Source organism: Enterobacter cloacae complex sp. S1 (genome assembly GCF_014930525.1).
GTDB classification, from domain to species: domain Bacteria; phylum Pseudomonadota; class Gammaproteobacteria; order Enterobacterales; family Enterobacteriaceae; genus Enterobacter; species Enterobacter hormaechei_C.
Genome location: NZ_JADBRE010000005.1, coordinates 239,671 through 263,686, shown reverse-complemented (window position 1 = coordinate 263,686; position 24,016 = coordinate 239,671). Strand labels below are relative to the sequence as shown.

The following is a 24,016-nucleotide window of genomic DNA, read 5'->3' as shown; positions in this document are numbered from 1 at the left end:
TGCCGACGCGGTGCGTTGAGCAAGGATCGAAATTCATCAGTCGTGTTTGTTCATTTTTGGGGGGCGCTCCTGAGGGCGAAATTTAACGGGAACAAGAATAACGGCAATGCGCCGCCCATTTCAAGGTTAAATTTTCACCAGCGCTATTGCCCGAGCGTAAAAAACCCGCCGCAGCGGGTCTCTCAATCAGATAAACGCAAACGCATCGCCAAACAGACGATCTTCCCGCGCGTCACGCTCGTTGCAGAACAGGTCGCGGGCAATTTTTGCCATTTCAAAGCGACCGGCAATATAGATATCGTGCCCGGCCAGCGTCCCGTGATCCTGCAATACCGCAGTCAGCACCGTACCGCTGCGCCCGCGCCAGCCCTCTTCAGGCTGCTCGACAACCGGCTCAATGCGCAGGTTTGGATGATTTACGCTCAGCGCTTCCAGCTCAGACAGATCGTAAAGATGCTTCTCTTCACGGCCGCCCCAGTAGATGGTGATATCGCGATTCGGGTTGCGCGCCAGCGCGGTCAGCAGAATAGAGCGGACATAAGAGAAGCCCGTGCCACCGGCAATCAGGATCAGCGGACGGTCTTCGTCTTCACGCAGCCAGGCCTCGCCATGAGGAATATCGACCACGATTTCACGCTCTTTCAGGATGCGGTCCATCACGGCCATCGCGTACAGGTTAAGCTCAGACGCACCAATATGCAGCTCAATAAATTCCTTCTCTGCTGGCGTTGAGGCCATAGAGAAAGGACGCTTATCACGCTCGTCCATCACGACCATCAGGTACTGACCGGCACGGAATGAGAATGCCGCTTCAGGAACCAAACGGACGCGATATACGGTGTCGGTAATAGCATCTACCGACGTCACTTTACAGCTTAAGGTTGTCATTCGCTCTCTCTGTCGGGAAGTCTATAGGGCTAAACGGTCTTATTCTGCCTTACCGTTATTCATTATGGCCAGCTCGTCCCAGATCGCGTCAATTCGCGCGGTCACGGCAGGATCTTTTTCGATCGGGCGACCCCATTCACGGTCGGTTTCGCCAGGCCATTTGTTCGTGGCATCCAGTCCCATTTTTGAGCCAAGGCCGGAAACCGGCGAGGCAAAGTCCAGATAATCAATCGGCGTGTTTTCCACTAACACCGTATCACGCGCCGGATCCATACGCGTGGTGATGGCCCAGATGACGTCATTCCAGTCGCGGGCATTGACGTCATCATCGCAGACAATCACAAACTTGGTATACATAAACTGGCGCAGGAAAGACCATACGCCCATCATCACGCGCTTAGCGTGACCGGCATACTGCTTCTTCATCGTCACCACCGCCAGGCGATACGAACACCCTTCCGGCGGCAGATAAAAATCAACGATTTCCGGGAACTGCTTTTGCAGGATCGGCACAAACACTTCGTTCAGCGCCACGCCAAGCACCGCCGGTTCGTCGGGTGGACGGCCAGTATAGGTGGAGTGATAGATGGCATCTTCACGCTGGGTAATGTGGGTGACGGTGAACACCGGGAAGTTATCCACTTCGTTGTAATAGCCGGTGTGGTCGCCGTACGGCCCTTCGGGCGCCAGCTCGCCCTGTTCAATGTAACCTTCCAGCACGATCTCTGCGCTGGCCGGTACTTCCAGGTCACTGGAGATGCACTTCACCACTTCGGTTTTGGTGCCGCGCAGCAGCCCTGCAAAGGCATATTCAGATAGCGTATCAGGAACAGGCGTCACCGCGCCCAGAATGGTTGCCGGATCGGCACCCAGCGCGACGGAAACCGGGAAGCGTTCGCCCGGATGGGCCGCGCACCACTCCTGGAAATCCAGCGCCCCGCCGCGATGGGACAACCAGCGCATGATGAGCTTGTTTTTGCCAATCAGCTGCTGGCGGTAAATGCCGAGGTTTTGACGCTCTTTATGCGGCCCACGCGTCACGGTGAGGCCCCAGGTGATCAGCGGTGCGGCATCGTCAGGCCAGCACTGCATGATGGGAATTTTGGTCAGATCCACCGCATCGCCTTCCAGCACTTTTTGCTGGCACGGCGCACCGCGCAGGCGTTTGGTGGGCATGTTCAGCACCTGCTTAAACTGCGGCAGCTTGTCGAACAGGTCGCGGAACCCTTTTGGCGGCTCCGGCTCTTTCAGAAAGGCCAGCAGTTTGCCCACTTCACGCAACGCCGTAACATCTTCCTGTCCCATCCCCAGCGCCACGCGGCGAGGTGTGCCAAACAGGTTGCACAGCACCGGCATGGCGTAGCCTTTTGGGTTTTCAAACAGCAACGCCGGGCCGCCCGCGCGCAGGGTGCGGTCAGCGATTTCTGTCATTTCCAGATACGGATCAACAGGAAGCGTAATGCGTTTGAGTTCGCCCTGCTTTTCCAGCAGCGCCAGGAAGTCGCGTAGATCGTGGTATTTCATGCAGTTAATCATGGCCTCTCTGTAAGCGCTTCATTATACGGTGTAAGACCGCGTGATGCTGTAATTTTGTTAAATTAGCGTGAACTTCCATGACTTACTCTCTTTTTCGCCATTATAATCACCTTAGCGATCCCGCCAGGGTTTTGGTATGCTTGCGCCCCGAACAATGGGAAGAGTGATTATGCAGGCCTGGTATTTACTGTATTGCAAACGCGGGCAACTTCAGCGCGCGCAGGAACATCTTGAACGTCAGTCTGTTAACTGCCTGACACCCGTGATCACGCTTGAAAAAATGCAGCGTGGAAGACGCACGACCGTCAGTGAGCCTCTGTTCCCGAACTATCTGTTCGTCGAGTTCGACCCTGAAGTGATCCATACCACGACGATCAGCGCCACGCGCGGCGTCAGCCATTTTGTGCGTTTTGGCGCCCATCCGGCAAGAGTACCGTCATCGGTTATTCATCAGCTTTCTGTCTACCAGCAGCCTGAAGATATTACCGATCCGGAAACCCCTTATGCCGGCGACAGCGTGGTGATCACCGAAGGCGCCTTTGAAGGGTTACAGGCCATCTTCGCTGAGCCGGACGGTGAAGCGCGCTCCATGCTGCTGCTCAACCTGCTGAACAAAGAGGTGTTGCAGAGCGTTAAAAACACCGATTTCCGCAAAGTTTAGAACTGCACGCCGAACAGACGACGCACGTTATCATCGGTTTGTGCTACCAGCCACTGCGCATCATCTCCGCGCCAGTGCGCCACTCGCTCAGCAATATGCCCCAGGTAGGCCGGTTCATTACGTCGTGATGGCGGTTTGGGCTGCATATCCCGGGGCAACAGATACGGCGCATCCGTTTCCAGCAGCAAACGATCGGCCGGGATAACGGGTAACAGCTCACGCAGTTCCAGCCCACGACGCTCATCGCAGACCCAGCCCGTGATACCCAAATAAAGCCCGCGGTTCAGGCAATCCAGCGCTTCCTGACGGGAGCCCGTAAAGCAGTGCAACACCGCGCCCGGCAGTTTCTCCAGCCAGGGTTCCAGTAGCGCCATAAAACGTTCATGCGCATCGCGACAGTGCATAAACACCGGCATCTCCAGCTCTGCTGCCAGCGCGAGCTGGGCGGTAAATGCCTTCTCCTGCTCTTCAGGCGTCGAGAAGTTACGGTTGAAATCAAGCCCGCATTCGCCAATGGCAACCACTTCTGGCGTTTGTGCCAGACGATGAAGCGCCTCAGCGCTTTCATGCGTCCACTGGCTGCTGTCATGAGGATGCACGCCTGCGGTGGACCAGCAGTGTTGATAGCGTTGCGCCAGCTGCCGTGCCTGCTCACTCTCATGCAGATTCGTTCCCGTCAGTAGCAGCCCACCCACGCCGGCGGCAAAGGCGCGCGCCACCACCTCATCGTGGTCTTTCGCAAACTGGGCGCTGGTGAGGTTAAGCCCGATATCAAACATACGTATCCCCATATGACAACCGCCCTGACGGGCGGTTGGTTTTATTCTTTAGTGGTCTCTTCAGACGGCTCGTCTTCTTCGTCCCCGGTACGCCCCTTTCCGACGTAGAAACGAGCGAAGAACACGCCGACTTCAAACAGGCAGTACATAGGTATCGCCAGTAAGGTTTGCGAGAAGACGTCCGGTGGCGTTAACAGCATACCTACGACAAATGCCCCCACCAGGATGTACGGGCGCTTCTTACGCAGATCGTCAGGCGTGGTCACCCCCACCCAGCAGAGCAGGACAATTGCTACGGGCACCTCGAAGGCGACACCAAAGGCCATAAACAGCGCCATCACGAAGCTGAGGTAGCTGGCGATGTCCGTCGACACCTGTACCCCTTCCGGTGCGGTATGCGTCAGGAAGCCGAAGGCCAGCGGGAAGACAACGAAGTAGGCGAACGCCATGCCGATATAAAACAGCAGCGAACTGGATACCAGCAGCGGAATAACCAGCTTGCGTTCATGCTTGTACAGCGCGGGCGCCACAAATGCCCAGACCTGATACAAAATGACCGGCGCAGAGGCAATCAACGACACCCAGAAGGTCAGTTTGATCGGGGTAAAGAACGGTGAAGCAACGTCTGTTGCAATCATCGTCGCGCCCAGAGGCATCTGTTTAATCAGCGGCGCGGAAACCACCTGATAGATATCGTTGGCAAAATAGACCAGACATAAAAAAATGAGGAAAACCGCAATAATGCAGTTTAACAGGCGCTTACGCAGCTCAATGAGATGCGTAATAAGCGGTTGAGTATCATCTACTGCCATGTTTACGCTTTATCACTCGACGAGGGGGATGATTCGGAAACGGGCGCGGCGGGTTTTACCTCAGCCGTTTTGACCACGGGCTCTTCCGGCGGCACCTGCTTTTTCACTTCGGGCTCCTGCGGCGATTGCTCTGGCGAAGCAGCCTGATGCTCCGCGCTGGAAGGCGTTACACCCTCGCGCTGCTCTTCGCTACCCTTCACCACCGGATTGTGGATGGTGTTTGCTTCATCGCTCGCCTTCTCAGGATCGTTAATGCTGTAAGAACGCTTCATGGATTCCGCCGCTTCGCGCAACTCATCCATTGATGCTTTCAGCTCCGGCGTCAGGTTGTCCATGCTCGCCTTTTCAACCTTTTTCAGGCTGTCCTGAAATTCCTGAAGCTTCAGCTCCTGCGCCAGCTCGTTCTGCACGGTAGTTGCCAGCGAGCGAAGCGCCCGCACCCAGCCCACGACGGTTTTCACCGCAACGGGTAAACGCTGCGGCCCCAACACAATCAGACCAATCACAAAGACCAGCAGTAACTCACCAAAACCAATGTCGAACACGAATTACACCTGCTCTTTATCGTGACGTTTAGCCTCTTCCTTTTTGGCTTCGTCCTGCTTATCGGCGATGGATTTAGCGGTAAAATCAGCATCCTGACTGGTTTTTTCCTGCTTATTCTCATCATCGCTCATGGCTTTCTTGAAGCCTTTGATTGACGCGCCCAGGTCGGAACCAATCGATCCGAGTTTTTTCGTGCCAAACAGCAGCACAACGATGACGGCAATGATCACTAACTGCCAGATACTGATACCACCCATGCGTGTTCCCCAGTGATAGATGATTAATTAGTCAGATCGCATTATACGTATGCAATCTCTCGATAGCGACGCTAATTCAGCGCGTTTTTCGCCAGCCAGCAAGCCAGACAACCACACCGGCAGCCATAATCCAGGCTGGCATCATTTCCCAGTCCGGACGATTGATCAACAGCAACGTGCCGCTTATCAGCAGCGTCGCGCCAATTCCAAAGAGATAGCGGGACTGCCCCTGACGCACGCGACTGGATTGAAGCTCGTGCGCGATTTTATCCATGCTGTGCTGAAGGTTCTTGCTCTGACGCAAACTGTCGTAAACCAGTTCAGGAATTTCAGGCATTTTTTCAATCCAGAACGGGCCTTTCTCTTTAAGCGAGCGAACCAGGGCTGGAATACCGACCTGATCCTTAATCCAGGATTCGAGGAACGGTTTCGCGGTTTTCCACAAGTCTAACTGAGGATAGAGCTGGCGGCCTACGCCCTCAACGTAAAGTAATGTTTTCTGAAGTAAAACTAATTGTGGCTGCACTTCCATATTGAAACGGCGTGCGGTGTTGAACAGGTTGAGCAGGACGTGTCCGAAAGAGATCTCCGAGAGCGGCTTTTCAAAAATCGGCTCACAGACGGTGCGGATCGCAAATTCAAACTCTTCCACGTTGGTATCTGGCGGAACCCAGCCTGAATCCACGTGCAGCTCGGCCACCTTACGATAGTCGCGATTGAAGAAAGCGATAAAGTTTTCGGCGAGATAACGCTTATCCTCTTTATTCAGCGAGCCGACAATACCGCAGTCGATGCCGATGTATTTCGGATCTTCCGGGTGCTCATAGCTGACGAAAATGTTGCCCGGATGCATGTCTGCATGGAAGAAGCTGTCGCGGAAAACCTGAGTAAAGAAGACCTGCACGCCACGCTCGGCCAGCAGCTTCATGTTGGTGCCCTGTTTTTCCAGCGCCACCACGTCCGAGACCGGAATACCGTAGATACGTTCCATCACCATCATGTTCTGACTGCAATAGTCAGAATAGACTTCAGGAACATACAGCATCGGGCTGTCTTCAAAGTTTCGACGCAGCTGAATGGCGTTCGCCGATTCACGCAGCAGGTTAAGCTCGTCAATCAGCGTTTTTTCGTATTCCCGTACCACTTCCAGCGGACGCAGACGGCGACCATCCGGCAACAGACGCGGCACCCAGCGAGCCAGGCGATAAATCAGCTTCATGTCTGCTTTGATAACCGGCAGGATATCCGGACGAATCACTTTGATGACCACCTCTTTGCCATTTTCCTTCAGGCGCGCGGTGTGAACCTGCGCAATAGAGGCAGAGGCCAGGGGCTGAATATCGAAATCATCAAACCAGGTCTCGATGGGGATATTGCCCATCGCTTCTTCGATTTGTTTCTTCGCTCTCTCTCCGTCAAACGGAGCAACGCGGTCCTGCAATAGCGCGAGCTGATCGGCAATCTGCGGTGGGAAAAGGTCGCGACGTGTTGAGAGCATCTGTCCAAACTTGATCCAGACCGGGCCCAGCTCCTGTAACGCAAGACGCAGGCGTGCGCCCAGTTCCTGATCCTTATGGCGATTCGGCATCCAGAACAGCGTGCGACGCCAAAGCCGAAGCGGCAGGGTGATACGCATTCTGGGGATAAGCTCGTCGAGCCCGTAGCTCAAAAAGGTGCGAACGATAAAATAGAGGCGCCGAATTTCACCAGGCGTCATTTGCCCTCCAGTTTTTCCAGCCGTTTGGTTAACGCATCAACTGCGCGCTCAACTGCCGCGGTCTCTTCTGCAAACCAGGCGACTTCTAAAGGCCCCGGCGCCATACGCCACTCTTCGGTCAGCACCTCGGCAGCATAGCGCTGTTGACGGAGCAGACCTTTACGCAGGAAAGCGGAACCCGTGCGCAGCGTTTTGCTTATACCTTCAGCCGCGATGTCGCCGATATAGGGCGCCAGCAGTTCCGCCGGGTCGAATTCAGCCTGATCGCTGAGTGCAACGAAGTTCTGTACCACCTGAATATCGCCTTCGACCTCCAGCTCACCGCTGCGAATAAGCGCCGTCATCTGCTGACGGTCACGCAGTTTTGGCAATACGCTCATGTGCGTAATCACCGAGCAGTCAGCCTCGCCTTCCCACTCCCCCAGAACGTCAAGCTGGCGTTCGCTGAAGACCAGCACAAGCGGCGTCGAGAACTCCTTTAAAACGATGCGCAGCACCTTTCCGTTAAGCCGCTGACGTGCGGTTTTCAGCGCCGGAGCGCGATACAGAAAGGCATTCAGCACATTCTCGATGCCAGCGGTGACTAAGGGTTTAATGGGCACGGGAAACCTCCACTCAGAACTTGTAACCACGATGCAGCGCGACGACACCCGCCGTCATATTGAAGTATTCCACGTTTTCAAACTCCGCATCCTGCATCATCGCTTTCAGCGTGTCCTGATCCGGGTGCATTCGGATGGACTCGGCCAGATAACGGTAACTTTCTGCATCGTTTGCCACCAGCTCGCCGATGCGCGGCAGAACGTGGAAGGAATAGGCATCGTAAGCTTTGCTCAGCGGGTCGATAATCGGTTTAGAAAACTCGAGTACCAGCAGTCGACCGCCCGGCTTAAGCACGCGGTACATGGAGCGCAGCGCTTTATCTTTATCGGTCACGTTACGCAGACCGAAAGAGATGGTGATGCAGTCGAACGTATTATCCGGGAACGGCAGCGCTTCGGCGTTGGCCTGAACATATTCAACGTTGCCTACCACGCCGATATTACGCAGCTTTTCGCGTCCCATTTTCAGCATGGAGTCGTTGATATCCGCCAGCACCACGCGGCCGGTTTCGCCAACCAGACGGGAGAATTTAGCGGTCAGATCCCCTGTGCCTCCGGCTAAATCCAGCACCGTTTGTCCACGGCGCACGCCGCTGCAATCAATAGTGAAGCGCTTCCACAAGCGATGAATGCCAAATGACATCAAATCATTCATCACATCGTACTTCGCCGCCACGGAATGAAATACGTGGGCCACCATGTCAGCTTTCTGCGCTTTGGCGACAGTCTGAAAGCCAAAGTGCGTTGTGTCTTGTGAATCGTCAACCATCTCAGAGCCTGCTAATCAGTCAAATGTTCGTGAAGTGTAACAGATTGGGCGCATTTGCCCTACGTTTCAACCACCGTGAAAGAAACGCGCCGGCTGCGCTTCGGGGGATAAACTCGCCGCTAAATCGTTGTCTTCATTGCGGCTATTTTGCTTACCGTCGCCTTCACGCAGACGAAACTCTTCGTCCTGAGCGGTAGCCTGCTCCACCAGTTCCGGATTAATCTCGCGTTTAACTTCCACCCCCAGGCTGCGAAACGCCTCCGCCTGCGCCAGCAAATTGCCACGCCCGGAGGAGAGTTTTTTCATCGCCTGGCGGTAGTTATCCTGCGCGCGATCCAGGCTTTGCCCCACCGAGGACATATCGTCCACAAACAGCCGCATTTTGTCGTACAGCTTGCTGGCGCGATCGGCAATCTGCTGCGCGTTACGGCTTTGGTGCTCATAGCGCCACAGGTTGGCAATGGTACGTAACGCCACCAGTAGCGTGGTGGGGCTGACCAGCATAATGTTATTTTTCAGCGCTTCGGTGATCAGTTCGGGCTGTCTGTCGAGCGCCAGCAGGAACGCAGGCTCGACCGGAATGAACATCAGCACATAATCCAGCGATCGCAGCCCCGGCAACTGCTGATAATCTTTTCTGCCCAACAGACGGATATGGTTACGCACGGAGGCGATGTGCTCCTGCAACGCTGTTTCACGGGTGTAGTCATCCTCAGCGTTGAAGTAGCGCTCATAGGCCACCAGCGTCATTTTGGCGTCGATAACCACATCTTTGCCCTGTGGCAGACGAACAATGACATCCGGCTGCATCCGCGAGCGCGCATCGTTCTCAATGCTGACCTGCGTTTCGTATTCGTATCCTTCGCGCAGGCCAGAGGCCTCCAGCACGCGCGTCATGACCACTTCGCCCCAGTTTCCCTGCGCTTTGTTATCACCTTTCAGTGCGCGCGTCAGGTTAACCGCCTCCTGCGCCATCTGCGCATTCAGCTGCTGGAGATTACGAATTTCATGCGCCAGCGTGTGGCGTTCGCGGGCTTCCTGACCAAAGCTGTCCTGTACCTGACGGCGAAAGCCATCCAGTTGTTCACGCAGCGGCGTCAGCAGGCTGTTCAGGCTCTGGCGGTTCTGCTCATCCACGCGGCGATTGCTGTGCTCAAAAATGCGGTTCGCGAGGTTCTCAAACTGCTCGCTAAGACGCTGCTCGCTGTTGATCATCTGACGGATTTTGTCTTCGGCGTGCAGTTGGGTGGACTCAAGACGGGTGGTCACTTCACGGAGATCGGCCTCCAGCGAGGTATTGATATCACGCAGATTGCGCAGTTCGTTATTGAGCAGTTCGCATTCGTCGCGCCAGTGGTCACTCAGCGCAAGCTGTTGTTTCGTCGCGCTGAGTTCAGCGACGATCTCCTCGCGCTCTGCCAGCTGTTCGGCTTTCTGCTGCGCATGCTGGTAGCCGGAAATGAGCCAGCCAATTCCCACGCTCACCAGCGCAATCACTGCATAAATCAGGATTGAGATATCCACAATGCCCCCTGCATCAACGTATTACCGCACAAAATAGAATTGTGCTGTATGAACGTCCAGTTTGAAAGGGTTTTCCTGCGAGGCGTTACACAAAAAGAAAAGGCCGAGCATGTCGGCCTTTCAGCACTGAAGAGAGAATTAGATCAGGCGGCGCGCCGCTTCAACCACGATTTTCACCGCATGGCTTTCAGTCTGCTTCATGGTTTCAGCGTTCGGGATCTCCTGCTGGGTACGGTTGACGATAACGCCCGCCACCATACCGGCACGCAGACCCTGGCTTGCGCACATGGTCAGCAGCGTCGCAGATTCCATTTCGTAGTTCATGACGCCCATCGACTGCCACTCTTCCATGGAGCCTTTGAAACGGCTCACCACGCGACCAGAGAAGGTGTCGTAACGCTCCTGGCCCGGGTAGAAGGTATCGGAAGAGGCAGTTACGCCCACGTGGGTGGTGGCGCCCACGGACTTCGCGGCTTCAACCAGCGCGGTGGTGCATTCGAAATCGGCCACTGCCGGGAATTCCATCGGTGCAAAGTGCAGGCTTGCCCCGTCCAGACGCACGGATGCGGTGGTAACCAGCACGTCGCCCACGTTGATGTGCGGCTGAATGGCGCCTGTGGTGCCGATGCGCAGGAAAGTACGAATGCCCAGCTGCGCCAGCTCTTCAACGGCGATAGAGGTAGACGGGCCACCAATACCGGTAGAGCACACGATCACCGCTTTACCGTCCAGCTCTGCGCGCCAGGTGGTGAATTCGCGATGCGCTGCCAGCTTAACCGGCTTATCCATCAGCGCGGCGATCTTTTCCACACGCTCAGGATCGCCAGGGACGATAGCAAGCGTAGCCCCTTGTAAATCGTTTTTAGTGAGGCCGAGATGAAAAACATCAGACTTAGACATAGGTGACTCCTCTGTGGGTCGGTTTGTCAGAAGAAGTAAAACGGTACTTTACAGAAGCAATGTGCATTATTTCGTGACACACCTCACCATGAATGAAAATGATTGCAGTTAATTTCCATAAAATAGTGATTCACATCACATTAACAAGTTATATCGCCGGGTGCTGCACAAAAGATAGACGCTATAAGGCACTGTGGATTGTTAACCTGGTGTCTATATTTATCTTTGCGCTAATCCATTCATTGGTACGGAGAATGCCATGACTGAAAAAACCGGTTTTGCACCTGCTGCGGCCCCGCATGCTTCAACCATCGTCTCAACCCCTGAAGAGGCCATTACCGCAGGCGAGACCTCCATTCCCTCCCAGGGAGAGAACATGCCAGCGTACCACGCGCGGCCAAAATCTGCCGATGGCCCGCTGCCCATCGTGATCGTGGTGCAGGAAATATTTGGCGTTCATGAACATATTCGCGACCTCTGCCGCCGTCTGGCGCTGGAAGGTTACCTGGCCGTTGCGCCGGAACTCTACTTCCGTCAGGGCGATCCGAATGATTACAGCGACATCCCGACGCTGTTCAGCAACCTGGTCAGCAAAGTGCCGGACGCGCAGGTGCTGGCCGATCTCGACCACGTTGCCAGCTGGGCGGCGCGCAACGGTGGCGACCCGCACCGTCTGATGGTGACCGGCTTTTGCTGGGGCGGACGCATTAGCTGGCTGTATGCCGCGCACAATCCGCAGCTGAAAGCCGCTGTGGCCTGGTACGGCAAACTGGTGGGTGAAAAGACCCTGAACTCGCCGAAACATCCGGTTGATATCGCTACCGATCTCAATGCCCCGGTGCTAGGGCTGTATGGCGGGCAGGATACCGGCATTCCGCTTGATACCGTCGAGACCATGCGCCACGCGCTGCGGGCGGCAAACGCGAAGGCCGAAATCGTGGTGTACCCGGATGCGGGACACGCGTTTAATGCCGATTATCGTCCGAGCTATCACGCAGAATCGGCGAAAGATGGCTGGCAGAGAATGCTGGCGTGGTTCAGCCAGTACGGCGGGAAGAAAGCGTAATACAAAAAGCCCGGTGGCGGCTGCGCCAACCGGGCAATCCAGCCCCACTACGCCTGACGCAAATTCTGCGCCGCCTGCACCATGTTCGCCAGCGCCGCGCGGGTTTCAGGCCAGCCGCGGGTTTTCAGGCCGCAGTCCGGGTTTACCCACAGGCGTTCCGCCGGAATGCGCTGGGCGGCTTTTCTCAGTAGCGATTCAATCCACTCCACGCTCGGCACGTTAGGGGAGTGAATGTCATACACGCCCGGCCCGATTTCGTTCGGGTAGTCGAACTCTTCGAACGACTCCAGCAGCTCCATGTCTGAACGCGAGGTCTCGATGGTGATCACATCGGCGTCGAGCGCGGCAATGGAGTCCATGATGTCGTTAAATTCGCAGTAACACATGTGGGTGTGGATCTGCGTGTCGTCCTTCGCGACGGCCGCGTTGAGGCGGAACGCCTCCACGCCCCACGTCAGATAAGCATCCCAGTCGCTGCGACGCAGCGGCAAGCCTTCACGCAGCGCCGGTTCGTCGATCTGAATGATGCCAATCCCCGCCGCTTCCAGATCCGCCACTTCATCACGCAGCGCCAGGGCGATCTGTTTGGCGATGGTTTCCCGGGATACATCTTCACGCGGGAACGACCAGCAGAGAATGGTCACCGGCCCCGTCAGCATGCCTTTTACCGGTTTGTCGGTCAGAGACTGGGCATACTTCGCCCACTCCACGGTGATCGCTTCCGGGCGGCTGACGTCACCGATCACCACCGGCGGCTTCACGCAGCGGGAGCCGTAGCTTTGCACCCAGCCGTTCTGGGTAAAGACAAAGCCGTCCAGGTGTTCACCGAAGTATTCCACCATATCGTTACGCTCGGCCTCGCCATGCACCAGCACGTCCAGACCCAGACGTTCCTGCTCGACGATCGCCTGTTTGATGTGCTCCGCAATGCCGGTGCGGTAGTGATTCGCATCCAGATTGCCCTTTTTGAAGTCCAGGCGCAGGCCGCGGATCTCGGTAGTCTGCGGGAAGGAGCCGATGGTTGTGGTCGGCCACGCGGGCAGGTTAAAGCGTGCACGCTGGGCTTCGGCGCGCACTTCATACGGGCTCTGGCGCTGGCTGTCCCGGGCAGTGATGGCCGCCAGACGTTTTTCCACCGCCGGGTTATGCACGCGCGTCGAGTGACGGCGCGCCTGGATCGGGGCGCTCCAGTCAGTAATCGCTGCTGTGTCGCCGCTGTTCAACGCGTCGCGCAGCAGAGCCAGCTCCTCACACTTTTGCAGGGCAAAGGCAAACCAGCTTTTCACCTCAGGGTCGAGTCGGGTCTCCACGCTCAGGTCGATCGGGCTGTGCAGCAGGGAACAGGAAGAGGCTACCCACAATTCACGTTTACCGACAATGTCCTTGATTTGTGCATATTTCCCGGTGAGATCGGCACGCCAGACGTTACGACCATTCACCAGACCGGCAGAGAGCAGCCACTCCGCAGGCAGACGCTTGTGCAACTCTGCCACATCGTCTTTGCCGTGAACGAGATCAACGTGCAGACCCTGAACCGGCAGCGCGGTAATGGTGTCGAGGTTCGGCGTTACGCCCTCGAAATAGGTGGTCAGCAGCAGCTTCACCTGGCCCGTGAGCGCGTCATACGCCGGTTTGAAGGCATCCAGCCACGCCTGCGGCAGCTCAAGCACCAGCGCCGGTTCATCGATTTGCACCCACTGAATACCGCGCTTACCCAGCTCAATCAGCACCTGCCTATAAACCGGCAGAATATCGTTCAGCAGGCTGAGGCGGTCGAACTGCTCGCCTTTCACTTTGCCCAGCCACAGGTAGGTGACCGGCCCCAGCAGCACGGGTTTCACCTGGTGACCCAGCGCCAGCGCTTCGTCCACTTCATCCAGAAGCTGGGTCCAGGTCAGTTTGAACTGCTGGCCCTTAACGAACTCCGGCACCATATAGTGATAGTTAGTGTTAAACCACTTGGTCATTTCCGCCGCTGCCGCTGGCTCACCCGTTGGCGCGCGGCCACGGCCGATGCGGAACAGGGTATCGATATCCACCGATCCATCGTTGTTCTGATGACGAGCCGGCACGTTGCCAAGCAGCAGGCTGGTGGTCAGAACATGGTCGTACCAGGCGAAATCGCCCACCGGCAGCAGGTCTACGCCCGCCTGTTTTTGCTGATCCCAGTGACGGGCGCGCAGCTCGCGCCCCACCGCCAGCAGTTCTTCGCGGGTGGCGTTACCCGCCCAGTAGCTTTCTTGCGCTTTTTTCAGCTCGCGACGCAGACCAACGCGAGGGAAACCGAGAGTGTGAGTGCGGATTGTCATGGCATACCCCTTGTAGAAATTCGTTATTTAGACGTCCAGATGTTTACACTTCTATAATTGGCAGGTACTGTATATTCCTCAAGCGCAAAATGTTCATGGCGAAGTGAAGGACTTTCATGATCGAGATAAAACACCTGAAAACGCTACAAGCGTTGCGGAACTGCGGTTCTCTTGCGGCGGCAGCGGCCACGCTGCACCAGACTCAGTCTGCCCTTTCTCACCAGTTCAGCGATCTGGAACAACGCCTCGGCTTTCGTCTTTTTGTGCGTAAGAGCCAGCCTTTGCGCTTTACGCCGCAGGGCGAAATTTTGCTTCAGCTGGCGAACCAGGTGTTGCCGCAGATTGCCAGCGCGTTGCAGTCCTGCAACGAGCCGCAGCAGACCACCCTGCGCATCGCCATTGAGTGTCACAGCTGTATTCAGTGGCTGACCCCCGCGCTTGAGAACTTCCGCCAGAAGTGGCCGCAGGTGGAGATGGACTTCAAATCCGGCGTCACGTTTGATCCGCAGCCGTCGCTTCAGCAGGGTGAGCTGGATCTGGTGATGACCTCAGATATTCTGCCGCGCAGCGGTCTGCACTATTCGCCAATGTTTGATTTTGAGGTGCGTCTGGTGCTGGCCCCGGACCATCCGCTGGCCGCTAAAACGCGTATCACGCCGGAAGATCTGGCAACGGAGACGCTGCTGATTTACCCGGTACAGCGCAGTCGTCTGGATATCTGGCGCCATTTCCTGCAACCCGCGGGCATCAGCCCACAGCTGAAAAGCGTGGATAACACGCTGCTGTTAATTCAGATGGTGGCGGCCAGAATGGGGATTGCAGCGCTGCCGCACTGGGTGGTCGAGACGGTTGAACGCCAGGGTCTGGTGGTCACCAAAACCCTGGGTGAAGGACTGTGGAGCCGGCTGTACGCCGCCGTGCGCGACGGCGAGCAGCGTCAGCCGATTACGGAAGCGTTTATTCGCTCAGCGCGGAACCACGCGTGCGACCATCTTCCGTTTGTGCGGAGCGCGGAGCGACCCAGCGGCGATGTACCCACAGCGAAGCCAGGATCACCGTTCCCCCAATAAGGAAACTCGGCCAGTGCGGCTGCTCCTGCCAGATGGCGAGGTTCACCAGTAGCCCCGCCGGCACGTGCACATTGTTCATGATCCCCAGCGTCCCGGCGTCTACCTGCGTAGCGCCGTAGTTCCACATAAAATAGCCCAGCCCCGACGCCACCACGCCCAGCCAGACCAGAACGCTCCACTGCACGGAGGTAGTCGGCAGCTTTTGCGGATTGCCGAGCAGAAACCACGCCGCTACCGCGACAATCGCCGCGCCCATATAGAACCACGCAAACGCGTTATGCTGCGGCATCGGGCGGGTCTCCATCAGACGTTTGTAACCCACCATCCCGATGGCAAAGCTGATATTAGCGAGCTGGACGAACATCAGCCCGGTCCAGAAGTGATCGCTTACCTTGTCATAGCGAATAATCGCCGCGCCAATGACTGCCAGCGCAGCGCTCAGCAGATATCCCCAGCGCAAACGGCGCCTGCTGAGCAAGTCATAAATCAGCGTGATGTAGAGCGGCGTCAGCACGGTGAAGAGCAGAAATTCCGAGACGGACAGGTAAACGTAGGCCCGGAAGCTGAACAGGTACATGATGCCGAGCTGCATCGCGCCTACCAGCATGTACAGCAGTATCGTTTTTAGCGACTGCCCGCGGGTACGCAGGAACGGCAGGAACACCAGCGCCGCCAGCCCCACGCGCATAAGTACCGAGAAGTAGCTGTCGACCGATCCGGCAAGGTATTCGCCAATCAGACTAAAGGAGAAGGCCCACAGGATAGTGGTGATAATGAGTAGCGCCACAATGCTTGTCTCTCAGAAAGAAGGAGAGGCATTGTAGCGAACTCTTTAGTTGACATCTGAACAATAAACAATCAATTGAAGATTATTCAAGGAACAGTTTGCGCAGATACTTAGGCACGGCGTTATCGCCGTTGGTGCCGATCACTTCCAGCTCCGGGTGCAGATCTTTCAGGCGCTGGTGCGCGTTCTGCATGATGCAGCCTTTACCCGCCATGGAGAGCATCTCGGCATCGTTCATGCCATCGCCAAAGGCGATACAGTCTTTCAGATCAAAGCCCAGCCGTTTCGCTACCGCTTCCAGCGCGTGACCTTTGGACACCCCGCCCGCCATCACTTCCAGACAGGTCAGCGTGGAGAAGCTCACGTTCACGCGGTCGCCCCAGCGGGCGTTGATCGCCTGCTCCAGCGGCAGTAACTCCTCATGATTTACACAGGTGAAGAATACCTTGCTGATCCCTTCCGGCTCCAGCAGACCCGGCTCATACAGTGAGTACTGGAATACGGCTTCCTTGAAAAAGCGCATCTCTTCCGGGCGGTGGCGGTTCATAAACCACTCGTCATCGCGGTAAACGTTAGTCACGATATCCGGGTTGTTATGCACAATGCCGAACAAATCGGTGGCGATGTCACGATCGAGATTATGGGTAAAAATCAGGTTGCCGTCCGTGTCATGTACGCGCGCACCGTTAGAGGTGATCATGTACGACTTGATCTCCAGGTTATCGCGGATCTGTCCCACGTCCACGTGGTGGCGACCGGTGGCGAACACAAAGTTCACGCCACGGGCAGTCAGGAGTTTTAGGGTCTCTTTCGCATAAGGCGACAGGGTGTGGTCGGGGGAAAGCAGCGTGCCATCTAAATCAGATGCAACAACCTGGTACATAGGGATTTCAACCTCTGGTGGAAAACAATAATCAGTTATGCCTGTTGAAAAATTCAACAATGGCGTTGAGCGCGACTGAGCGCATAGCGTCCTTTTCAAAAAGGATCTCATGGTACGCACCGTTGATGACCAGCGGTTTACCCCCTTCGCAGGGATGGCCCGCAGCGGCGCGAAGTTCACAATAGCGGTCATGCATGCGGTTATCCACCACACGCTCTTCTTCCGCCTGGATCAGGAGCGTCGGCGTGTCATCATCACCTACGCCCGCCAGCACTTGCTCACCGGCATGAATACCTTCCCGCACCCAGTGCCAGGTGGGGCCGCCGACCCGCAGACGCGGTTCATCGGCATAAAAACGCAGGTTGCGGCGATAACGCTGCCGACTGTGGGTTAACACGTTAATGGCAAACGGCAATGCCCGCCAGCGTCCTGTTCCGATGGCATAGCCCTCACGAATGCGCTGATGGCCCTCAGCCCAGTCGAGAAGATGGCGCACCATCCAGTCAGGAAAACGTATCACAATGCCGTACATCGGCGCGGTCAGCGCAATGGCGTCACACTGGTGCTTATGGCGCTGCAAAAACAGCGTCGAGATCGCCCCCCCCATGGAGTGGGCAAGAATATAACGCTTGCGCCACGGTCCGGGCTGCACTTCCTGCTGCCAGAACGCGGCCAGATCGTCGACGTAATCGCTGAAGTTATCCACGTGGCCGCGATGGGTATCCGGCAACATCCTGCCAGAAAGCCCCTGCCCGCGATGGTCGATAATTAACACATCAAAGCCCAGATGGAACAGGTCATACGCCAGCTCGGCATATTTGATATAGCTTTCGATGCGCCCGGGGCAGACCACAATCACCCGGTCATTTTTTTCATCACGGAAACGAACGAAGCGTACCGGGATTTCCCCGACGCCCATAAACTCATCTTCCTCACGCTGGCGCCAGAAATCGGTCAGCGGCCCCATGGAGAAAGCAGCAAATGCGTTTTCTCGTGTTTCCCAGTCCTTTTTCTGCTGAAACATTGGGTTTCCACCCCCCGTAATTCAGGGAATATCGTTTTTTTCGTCACCGGTCACAAAATGACTCAACAATAGCGTATTGTGGCATAAAAACAGACGATCCGGGAGTTTCAAATGACCTTCGAGTGGTGGTTCGCCTACCTGCTGACATCCATCATCCTCAGCCTTTCACCTGGCTCGGGCGCAATCAACACCATGACCACCTCCATTAATCACGGCTATCGCGGCGCGGCGGCGTCAATCGCCGGTTTACAGACCGGGCTTGGCATTCATATTGTGCTGGTGGGGATTGGTCTGGGCACGCTGTTCTCCCGTTCGGTGCTGGCCTTCGAGGTGCTGAAATGGGCTGGCGCAGCGTATCTTATCTGGCTGGGTATTCAGCAGTGGCGCGCCGCAGGCTCGATTGATCTGCATACGCTCTCCCGGACGCAAACACGCGGCCACCTGTTTAAACGCGCGGTGTTCGTTAACCTGACCAACCCGAAAAGCATCGTGTTCCTCGCCGCCCTGTTCCCGCAGTTTATCGTGCCGCATCAGCCACAGGTGATGCAGTACGTGGTGCTGGGCGCGACCACCATTATTGTCGATATCATTGTGATGATTGGTTACGCGACGCTGGCGCAGCGAATTGCGGCGTGGATCAAAGGGCCTAAACAGATGAAGGCCCTGAACAAAGTCTTTGGTTCGCTGTTTATGCTGGTTGGCGCGCTGCTTGCGTCAGCGCGTCATGCTTAGCGAGAAATGATGAGATGAATGCCGAAGCCGGCGAACAGCGCGCCGGCAAAGCCGTCGATCCACTTCGCGATGCGCTGGTAGCCGCGACGCATCGCCGGTAAGGCAAACAGGCTTGCCACAACGGTAAACCAGGCGAACGTCTCAACAACGATCAGCAGGAAGATCCCCCAGCGCGCGCCCGCGCCGACGTTATCCCCTACAAACAGCGAGAACACAGAGCCGAAGTAGATAATCGCTTTCGGGTTCGCCAGGTTGGTCAGCAGCCCTTTCACAAAGCTACGGCCGCCCGTTGCCAGCTCAACCTTTGGCTCTTCCGGCTTTTTCTCTTCTTTCTTCAGCGCCCCGCGCAGCATCTGGTAGCCCATCCAGCACAGGTATAGACCGCCGCCGACCATGATGATGTTATGCAGCCACGCCATTTTCGCCAGGATCAGGTTCAGACCGAGCAGCGCAACCGCCGCCCAGACCATGACGCCCATGGTAATACCGAGCACACCCATCATTGCCTCTTTGCGGGAGCGGCTGACGGCCGTTTGTGACACGAAGAAAAAGTCAGGGCCAGGGCTCATCAGCGCAACGATGTGCACTAACGCCACGGTGAGAAATAGCATTAACATAATTAGCTCGCGGGGAAATAATACAGTGAGTCACCATCCTGGCACTTTTTCGCCCGGCTGACTACTCCTCATCATCACCATCAGCGTGGGAACGGATGAGCGCCATAAACTCTTTACCGAAGCGCTCCAGCTTGCGCGTGCCAACGCCGTTGACGCTGAGCATCTCGCTGGCGCTGAGCGGCATTTGCTCGGCCATCTCGATAAGCGTCGCGTCGTTGAACACCACGTATGGCGGGATGTTCTCTTCATCCGCAATGGCTTTACGCAGCTTACGCAGCTTGGCGAACAGCTTGCGATCGTAGTTACCGCCGTAGGATTTTTGCATCACGCGCGGCTTCAGGGCGACGACGCGCGGAACGGCGAGCTTCAGTTCAACCTCGCCACGCAGGACCGGTCGCGCCGCTTCGGTCAGCTGAAGCGCAGAGTGCTGGGCAATGTTCTGCGTGGCAAAGCCGAGATGAATCAGCTGGCGGATGATACTCACCCAGTGCTCGTGGCTCTGGTCTTTACCGATGCCATAAACCGGCAGCTTGTCGTGACCCATATCGCGGATACGCTGGTTGTTAGCCCCGCGCAGCACTTCAACGACGTAGCCCATCCCAAAGCGCTGGTTCACGCGTCCGATAGTCGATAGCGCTTTGCGCGCGTCCATCAGGCCATCGTACTGCTTCGGCGGGTCGAGGCAGATATCGCAGTTGCCGCACGGTGCCTGACGCCCTTCACCAAAGTAGTTGAGCAGTACCAGACGGCGGCAGGTTTGCGCTTCGGCGAAGGCCCCCATCGCGTTAAGCTTGTGGCGTTCGATATCCTGCAACTGCCCCTGCGGTTTCTCCTCGAGACAGCGGCGCAGCCACGCCATATCCGCCGGGTCGTAAAACAGCATCGCTTCCGCAGGCAGGCCGTCACGCCCGGCGCGGCCGGTTTCCTGATAGTAGGATTCGATATTGCGCGGAATGTCGAAATGCACCACAAAGCGCACGTTGGGCTTGTTGATCCCCATCCCGAACGCCACCGTTGCGACCACGATTTGCAGGTCGTCGCGCTGGAATTTCTCCTGCACGTCGGCGCGGATATGGTTCTCAAGCCCGGCGTGATAGGCCGCGGCGCTAAAGCCACGGTTTTGCAGACGCGCGGCGGTGTCTTCCACCTTCGCACGGCTGTTGCAGTAGATGATGCCGGACTTTCCGCGCTGCTCCTGCACGTAGCGCAGGAGCTGGTCCAGCGGCTTGAACTTCTCCATCAGCATATAGCGGATGTTTGGACGGTCGAAGCTGCTGACCTGAATATATGGGTCGTTCAGCCCCAGCAGGCGAACGATGTCCTGACGCGTGGTGTCATCCGCCGTGGCGGTAAGCGCCATAAACGGCAGTTCGGGGAAGCGCTGACGAAGCTGTCCAAGAGCGGCGTATTCCGGGCGGAAATCGTGCCCCCACTGGGAGATACAGTGCGCTTCATCCACCGCCAGCAGCACCGGATTCCAGTGCGCCAGATGATCGAGGAAGTTGTCCAGCATCAGGCGCTCTGGCGCGATATACAGCAGGCGGATCTGCCCGGTGCGGCACCCGGCCATCACCTCTTGCTGTTGCTCGCGGGTCTGCGTCGAGTTCAGACAGGCCGCCGCCACGCCGTTGGCAAGCAGCTGGTCGACCTGGTCTTTCATCAGGGAAATAAGGGGCGATACCACGACCGTCAGGCCATTAAGCACCAGCGCGGGCACCTGATAGCAGAGCGATTTACCGCCGCCGGTCGGCATGACCACCAGGCAATCGCGGCCTTCCAGCACGGTTTCAATGATGGTTTCCTGGCCAGGGCGGAACTGCTGGTAGCCAAAGGTTTCCTGCAAAACCTGTTTAGCCAGCGATTCCTGATTCAATACTTCCGCCTGCGCCACGTTAACCCCATATGCCAGAAATGAAACAGGCGCTATTTTCAGCGCCTGAGAGAGAAACTTCAACGTTTAACGCAAAAACATTCGAGCGACCTAGAAAATATCGTTCAGCATGACGCCCACACCGACGCGGGTCTGGTTGAAATTGTAGTCGATCAGCGATTCGCCATACCCGCTATACACCTGAGTATAGAGACGAACGTGTTTCGTTACCGGGTAGCTCAGGCCCAGCTCTGCACCGCCGTAGCCGGTATTCCAGTTGTACTGGCCTTTGGCGCTCAGCACCGCGTCACCCAGCTGATAGCCCACTTTAAGCTGATAGTAGCCCATATATTTGGTGATATCCGGGTTGTCATCGGTGCTGCCCACCACGTACCACGGCTTCACTTCCACCATGAAATTGCCGTTCTGCGCCATCAGACGCGTATAGATGCGGTTCCAGCTGCGTGAGGTTGGGTCGGAACGACCGTTGGAATCGTGGTTATAGCCCACCTCCACGTCTCGCAGCGTCCAGCCTGCAAACTCATAATCGGTGGCGAAACCGAGGAACAGCTGCGGTTCATAGTTGGTTTCGCGGAACGGTGAAGATTCCCCGCTGTTGGAGAGCTGCCACCATGACTTCTGCGTGTAAGACGCGCCAAGCACCGAGTTCGGCCCCAGGATGCCGCGCCAGAACGGGAAGGCGAGGCTGAGCTGGAACTTCACCTCATCTTTACGCGCATTATCAGACCAGTTATAGGAGCTTATCGCCTCTTTGTTGAGAGCGCTGGTCTGGGTGTAGATCACGTAGTTTGTATCATAAGGGTACAGCGTGAACGGATTGTCATGCTCCTGAAGCATATTGGCGATGATGCTGCCCTTAACGGCAGGTTTATCATGCACCTCTTTGATCGTCGCTTCCTGCGCATATGCTGTGAGGGGCAGCGCAACCGCCGCCAGTAACCAACCCAGATACGTCCGCATCGGTGGTGTTCTCCTGAAATGGTGACATTTAATGAATAGTTTTGTCCGGGCATTCTACAGACTTCTGCGATAACTTCCGCTTCCTCGTTTCTTAAAGTGGCATTCCTTTATCCTGAAGCATAAAATCAACATTTTGTTAACAACAAGGATGCCACGTCAGATGTCAGCCACACTCACCGCCGAAGAAACCTTAAAGCTCGTGGGCGAGATTTTTGTGTACCACATGCCGTTCAACCGTGCACTGGGTCTTGAGCTGGAGCGATACGAAAAAGACTTCGCTCAGCTGAGTTTCAATAATCAGCCAATGATGGTCGGTAACTGGGCGCAAAGCATTTTGCACGGCGGGGTCATTGCCTCCGCGCTGGACGTGGCGGCCGGTCTGGTGTGCGTGGGTAGCACGCTGACGCGCCATGACACCATCAACGAAGATGAGTTACGCCAGCGCCTGTCGCGCATGGGCACCATCGATTTACGCGTCGACTACCTGCGTCCGGGACGCGGAAACCGCTTCACCTGCACCAGCAGCCTGCTGCGCGCCGGGAATAAAGTTGCCGTCGCCCGCGTTGAGCTGCATAACGAGGAGCAGGTTTATATCGCCAGCGCAACCGCCACTTATATGGTGGGTTGAGACGGCAAATTCGGGTAAAATTACTTAACTTTTTTGTAACGGATTTTCCCGATGGATGCTAAACAGACGCGGCAGGGCGTTTTACTCGCCCTTGCCGCTTATTTTATTTGGGGTATCGCACCGGCGTACTTCAAACTTATCGCCTATGTCCCGGCGGACGAGATCCTCACTCACCGCGTCATCTGGTCCTTTTTCTTCATGATTGCGCTGATGAGTATCAGCCGTCAGTGGTCAGGCGTCAAAACGCTGCTGAAAACCCCGAAGAAGGTCTTCCTGCTCGCTCTCTCTGCGGTGCTGATTGGCGGAAACTGGCTGCTGTTTATCTGGGCGGTGAATAACCATCACATGCTCGAAGCCAGCCTGGGCTACTTTATTAACCCGCTGGTCAATATTTTGCTGGGGATGATTTTCCTTGGTGAGCGCTTTCGCCGGATGCAGTGGGTGGCGGTGATTCTGGCCTTCTGCGGCGTGCTGGTACAGCTGTGGACCTTCGGCTCACTGCCGGTTATCGCCCTGGGGCTGGCGTTCAGCTTTGCCTTCTACGGCCTGGTGCGTAAAAAAATTGCCGTGGAAGCGCAGACGGGAATGCTATTTGAAACCCTGTGGCTGCTGCCTGTCGCCGCAATCTATCTGTTCGGTATTGCCGACAGCGCCACCAGCCACATGGGCAGCAACCCATGGTCGCTGAACCTGATGCTGATGGCCGCGGGCGTGGTCACGACGATCCCCCTGCTGTGCTTTACCGGCGCGGCAACGCGTCTGCGCCTCTCCACGCTGGGCTTCTTCCAGTACATTGGCCCCACGCTGATGTTCCTGCTGGCGGTGGTGTTTTACGGCGAGGTGCCGGGTGCGGATAAGATGGTGACGTTCGCCTTTATCTGGGTGGCGCTGGCCATCTTTGTTGCGGATGCGATTTATACCCAGCGCAGGGTGCGCAAAGGGCTGTGATGTTGCCCTCACCCTAACCCTCTCCCACAGGGGAGAGGGTTCCCCAGTAATTTGAAAGCAAAAGCGATAACATTGCCTCAGAATAACTGAGGGCTTTACAGGGATGTTAC

General features: G+C 56.4%; 24 protein-coding genes. 6 read left to right on the top strand and 18 right to left on the bottom strand.

Going from position 1 to position 24,016, the window contains the following annotated elements; all coding sequences use genetic code 11:
* Positions 1-186 precede the first annotated feature (186 nt).
* Both fre and ubiD read right to left on the bottom strand, forming a co-directional pair.
* The gene (gene fre / locus IM290_RS06445; protein ID WP_003860778.1) at positions 187-888 is read right to left on the bottom strand and encodes an NAD(P)H-flavin reductase; all 702 of its coding nucleotides are present in this window, start codon (positions 886-888) and stop codon (positions 187-189) included.
* Positions 889-927: 39 nt separating this feature from the next.
* Entirely contained in the window at positions 928-2,424 is a 1,497-nt protein-coding gene (gene ubiD, locus IM290_RS06440) for a 4-hydroxy-3-polyprenylbenzoate decarboxylase (RefSeq protein WP_032652159.1), read from the bottom strand.
* Positions 2,425-2,593: 169 nt separating this feature from the next.
* Between ubiD and rfaH the strand changes: the two genes are divergently transcribed.
* Entirely contained in the window at positions 2,594-3,085 is a 492-nt protein-coding gene (gene rfaH / locus IM290_RS06435) for a transcription/translation regulatory transformer protein RfaH (RefSeq protein WP_003860779.1), read from the top strand.
* Here rfaH and tatD read toward each other — a convergent pair.
* The 9 genes from tatD to udp form a co-directional block, all read right to left on the bottom strand.
* Positions 3,082-3,864, bottom strand: coding sequence for a 3'-5' ssDNA/RNA exonuclease TatD (tatD, locus tag IM290_RS06430; protein ID WP_193042239.1), 783 nt, complete (start codon positions 3,862-3,864; stop codon positions 3,082-3,084). The genes rfaH and tatD overlap by 4 nt on opposite strands.
* Positions 3,865-3,905: 41 nt before the next feature.
* Entirely contained in the window at positions 3,906-4,676 is a 771-nt protein-coding gene (gene tatC / locus IM290_RS06425) for a Sec-independent protein translocase subunit TatC (protein WP_032646822.1), read from the bottom strand.
* Between the two features lie 2 nt (positions 4,677-4,678).
* Entirely contained in the window at positions 4,679-5,221 is a 543-nt protein-coding gene (gene tatB, locus IM290_RS06420) for a Sec-independent protein translocase protein TatB (RefSeq protein ID WP_003860783.1), read from the bottom strand.
* A gap of 3 nt (positions 5,222-5,224) precedes the next feature.
* Positions 5,225-5,479: a Sec-independent protein translocase subunit TatA gene (gene tatA / locus IM290_RS06415; protein WP_003860787.1), complete on the bottom strand. Its 255-nt coding sequence runs from the start codon at positions 5,477-5,479 to the stop codon at positions 5,225-5,227.
* A gap of 76 nt (positions 5,480-5,555) precedes the next feature.
* Positions 5,556-7,196 carry a ubiquinone biosynthesis regulatory protein kinase UbiB gene (ubiB, locus tag IM290_RS06410; RefSeq protein WP_015569998.1) on the bottom strand — a complete coding sequence of 547 codons (1,641 nt, stop codon included), beginning with the start codon at positions 7,194-7,196 and terminating at the stop codon, positions 5,556-5,558.
* Entirely contained in the window at positions 7,193-7,798 is a 606-nt protein-coding gene (gene ubiJ / locus IM290_RS06405) for a ubiquinone biosynthesis protein UbiJ (RefSeq protein ID WP_003860788.1), read from the bottom strand. Before ubiJ ends, ubiB begins: the two co-directional genes overlap by 4 nt.
* Positions 7,799-7,811: 13 nt before the next feature.
* Positions 7,812-8,567 (bottom strand): bifunctional demethylmenaquinone methyltransferase/2-methoxy-6-polyprenyl-1,4-benzoquinol methylase UbiE, encoded by a 756-nt coding sequence (gene ubiE / locus IM290_RS06400; protein ID WP_003860790.1) that lies wholly within the window; start codon positions 8,565-8,567, stop codon positions 7,812-7,814.
* Positions 8,568-8,633: 66 nt separating this feature from the next.
* The gene (gene rmuC / locus IM290_RS06395; RefSeq protein WP_017383581.1) at positions 8,634-10,091 is read right to left on the bottom strand and encodes a DNA recombination protein RmuC; all 1,458 of its coding nucleotides are present in this window, start codon (positions 10,089-10,091) and stop codon (positions 8,634-8,636) included.
* Positions 10,092-10,229: 138 nt separating this feature from the next.
* On the bottom strand, positions 10,230-10,991 hold the full coding sequence (gene udp / locus IM290_RS06390; RefSeq protein ID WP_003860792.1) for a uridine phosphorylase: 762 nt from the start codon (positions 10,989-10,991) through the stop codon (positions 10,230-10,232).
* Positions 10,992-11,250: 259 nt separating this feature from the next.
* Between udp and IM290_RS06385 the strand changes: the two genes are divergently transcribed.
* The gene (locus tag IM290_RS06385) at positions 11,251-12,057 is read left to right on the top strand and encodes a dienelactone hydrolase family protein (protein ID WP_003860793.1); all 807 of its coding nucleotides are present in this window, start codon (positions 11,251-11,253) and stop codon (positions 12,055-12,057) included.
* A gap of 47 nt (positions 12,058-12,104) precedes the next feature.
* On the opposite strand, the gene metE is transcribed toward IM290_RS06385, so the two are convergent.
* On the bottom strand, positions 12,105-14,366 hold the full coding sequence (gene metE, locus IM290_RS06380) for a 5-methyltetrahydropteroyltriglutamate--homocysteine S-methyltransferase (RefSeq protein WP_193042240.1): 2,262 nt from the start codon (positions 14,364-14,366) through the stop codon (positions 12,105-12,107).
* A 116-nt stretch (positions 14,367-14,482) separates the two neighbouring features.
* Here metE and metR point away from each other — a divergent pair, with 116 nt between their 5' ends.
* On the top strand, positions 14,483-15,436 hold the full coding sequence (gene metR, locus IM290_RS06375; protein ID WP_015570000.1) for an HTH-type transcriptional regulator MetR: 954 nt from the start codon (positions 14,483-14,485) through the stop codon (positions 15,434-15,436).
* Here metR and IM290_RS06370 read toward each other — a convergent pair.
* The 3 genes from IM290_RS06370 to pldB form a co-directional block, all read right to left on the bottom strand.
* A complete protein-coding gene (locus tag IM290_RS06370; RefSeq protein ID WP_023295736.1) occupies positions 15,324-16,223 on the bottom strand; it encodes a carboxylate/amino acid/amine transporter in 900 nt (299 codons plus the stop codon). The genes metR and IM290_RS06370 overlap by 113 nt on opposite strands.
* An 82-nt stretch (positions 16,224-16,305) precedes the next feature.
* A complete protein-coding gene (yigL, locus tag IM290_RS06365; protein WP_015570001.1) occupies positions 16,306-17,106 on the bottom strand; it encodes a sugar/pyridoxal phosphate phosphatase YigL in 801 nt (266 codons plus the stop codon).
* A 31-nt stretch (positions 17,107-17,137) separates the two neighbouring features.
* On the bottom strand, positions 17,138-18,130 hold the full coding sequence (pldB, locus tag IM290_RS06360) for a lysophospholipase L2 (RefSeq protein ID WP_015570002.1): 993 nt from the start codon (positions 18,128-18,130) through the stop codon (positions 17,138-17,140).
* Between the two features lie 111 nt (positions 18,131-18,241).
* Between pldB and rhtB the strand changes: the two genes are divergently transcribed.
* Entirely contained in the window at positions 18,242-18,862 is a 621-nt protein-coding gene (rhtB, locus tag IM290_RS06355) for a homoserine/homoserine lactone efflux protein (RefSeq protein ID WP_006812363.1), read from the top strand.
* Here the strand turns inward: rhtB and rhtC are convergent.
* From rhtC to pldA, 3 genes are all read right to left on the bottom strand, one after another.
* Entirely contained in the window at positions 18,859-19,479 is a 621-nt protein-coding gene (gene rhtC, locus IM290_RS06350; RefSeq protein ID WP_006179256.1) for a threonine export protein RhtC, read from the bottom strand. The two genes, rhtB and rhtC, sit on opposite strands and share 4 nt — an antisense overlap.
* A 61-nt stretch (positions 19,480-19,540) precedes the next feature.
* Positions 19,541-21,370 (bottom strand): ATP-dependent DNA helicase RecQ, encoded by a 1,830-nt coding sequence (gene recQ, locus IM290_RS06345; protein WP_017383584.1) that lies wholly within the window; start codon positions 21,368-21,370, stop codon positions 19,541-19,543.
* Positions 21,371-21,460: 90 nt separating this feature from the next.
* A complete protein-coding gene (gene pldA, locus IM290_RS06340) occupies positions 21,461-22,330 on the bottom strand; it encodes a phospholipase A (RefSeq protein WP_193042241.1) in 870 nt (289 codons plus the stop codon).
* 160 nt (positions 22,331-22,490) lie between these two features.
* Here pldA and yigI point away from each other — a divergent pair, with 160 nt between their 5' ends.
* Both yigI and rarD read left to right on the top strand, forming a co-directional pair.
* The gene (yigI, locus tag IM290_RS06335; protein WP_006812366.1) at positions 22,491-22,958 is read left to right on the top strand and encodes an acyl-CoA thioesterase YigI; all 468 of its coding nucleotides are present in this window, start codon (positions 22,491-22,493) and stop codon (positions 22,956-22,958) included.
* Between the two features lie 51 nt (positions 22,959-23,009).
* Positions 23,010-23,906 (top strand): EamA family transporter RarD, encoded by an 897-nt coding sequence (gene rarD / locus IM290_RS06330; protein WP_017694744.1) that lies wholly within the window; start codon positions 23,010-23,012, stop codon positions 23,904-23,906.
* Positions 23,907-24,016: the final 110 nt, after the last annotated feature.

Excerpts from the sequence above, each read along its gene's own strand:
- fre (WP_003860778.1), bottom strand. The coding sequence starts at position 888 with ATGACAACCTTAAGCTGTAAAGTGACGTCGGTAGATGCTATTACCGAC.
- ubiD (WP_032652159.1), bottom strand. The coding sequence starts at position 2,424 with ATGATTAACTGCATGAAATACCACGATCTACGCGACTTCCTGGCGCTG.
- rfaH (WP_003860779.1), top strand. The coding sequence starts at position 2,594 with ATGCAGGCCTGGTATTTACTGTATTGCAAACGCGGGCAACTTCAGCGC.
- tatD (WP_193042239.1), bottom strand. The coding sequence starts at position 3,864 with ATGTTTGATATCGGGCTTAACCTCACCAGCGCCCAGTTTGCGAAAGAC.
- tatC (WP_032646822.1), bottom strand. The coding sequence starts at position 4,676 with ATGGCAGTAGATGATACTCAACCGCTTATTACGCATCTCATTGAGCTG.
- tatA (WP_003860787.1), bottom strand. The coding sequence starts at position 5,479 with ATGGGTGGTATCAGTATCTGGCAGTTAGTGATCATTGCCGTCATCGTT.
- ubiB (WP_015569998.1), bottom strand. The coding sequence starts at position 7,196 with ATGACGCCTGGTGAAATTCGGCGCCTCTATTTTATCGTTCGCACCTTT.
- ubiE (WP_003860790.1), bottom strand. The coding sequence starts at position 8,567 with ATGGTTGACGATTCACAAGACACAACGCACTTTGGCTTTCAGACTGTC.
- udp (WP_003860792.1), bottom strand. The coding sequence starts at position 10,991 with ATGTCTAAGTCTGATGTTTTTCATCTCGGCCTCACTAAAAACGATTTA.
- IM290_RS06385 (WP_003860793.1), top strand. The coding sequence starts at position 11,251 with ATGACTGAAAAAACCGGTTTTGCACCTGCTGCGGCCCCGCATGCTTCA.
- metE (WP_193042240.1), bottom strand. The coding sequence starts at position 14,366 with ATGACAATCCGCACTCACACTCTCGGTTTCCCTCGCGTTGGTCTGCGT.
- metR (WP_015570000.1), top strand. The coding sequence starts at position 14,483 with ATGATCGAGATAAAACACCTGAAAACGCTACAAGCGTTGCGGAACTGC.
- yigL (WP_015570001.1), bottom strand. The coding sequence starts at position 17,106 with ATGTACCAGGTTGTTGCATCTGATTTAGATGGCACGCTGCTTTCCCCC.
- pldB (WP_015570002.1), bottom strand. The coding sequence starts at position 18,130 with ATGTTTCAGCAGAAAAAGGACTGGGAAACACGAGAAAACGCATTTGCT.
- rhtB (WP_006812363.1), top strand. The coding sequence starts at position 18,242 with ATGACCTTCGAGTGGTGGTTCGCCTACCTGCTGACATCCATCATCCTC.
- rhtC (WP_006179256.1), bottom strand. The coding sequence starts at position 19,479 with ATGTTAATGCTATTTCTCACCGTGGCGTTAGTGCACATCGTTGCGCTG.
- pldA (WP_193042241.1), bottom strand. The coding sequence starts at position 22,330 with ATGCGGACGTATCTGGGTTGGTTACTGGCGGCGGTTGCGCTGCCCCTC.
- yigI (WP_006812366.1), top strand. The coding sequence starts at position 22,491 with ATGTCAGCCACACTCACCGCCGAAGAAACCTTAAAGCTCGTGGGCGAG.
- rarD (WP_017694744.1), top strand. The coding sequence starts at position 23,010 with ATGGATGCTAAACAGACGCGGCAGGGCGTTTTACTCGCCCTTGCCGCT.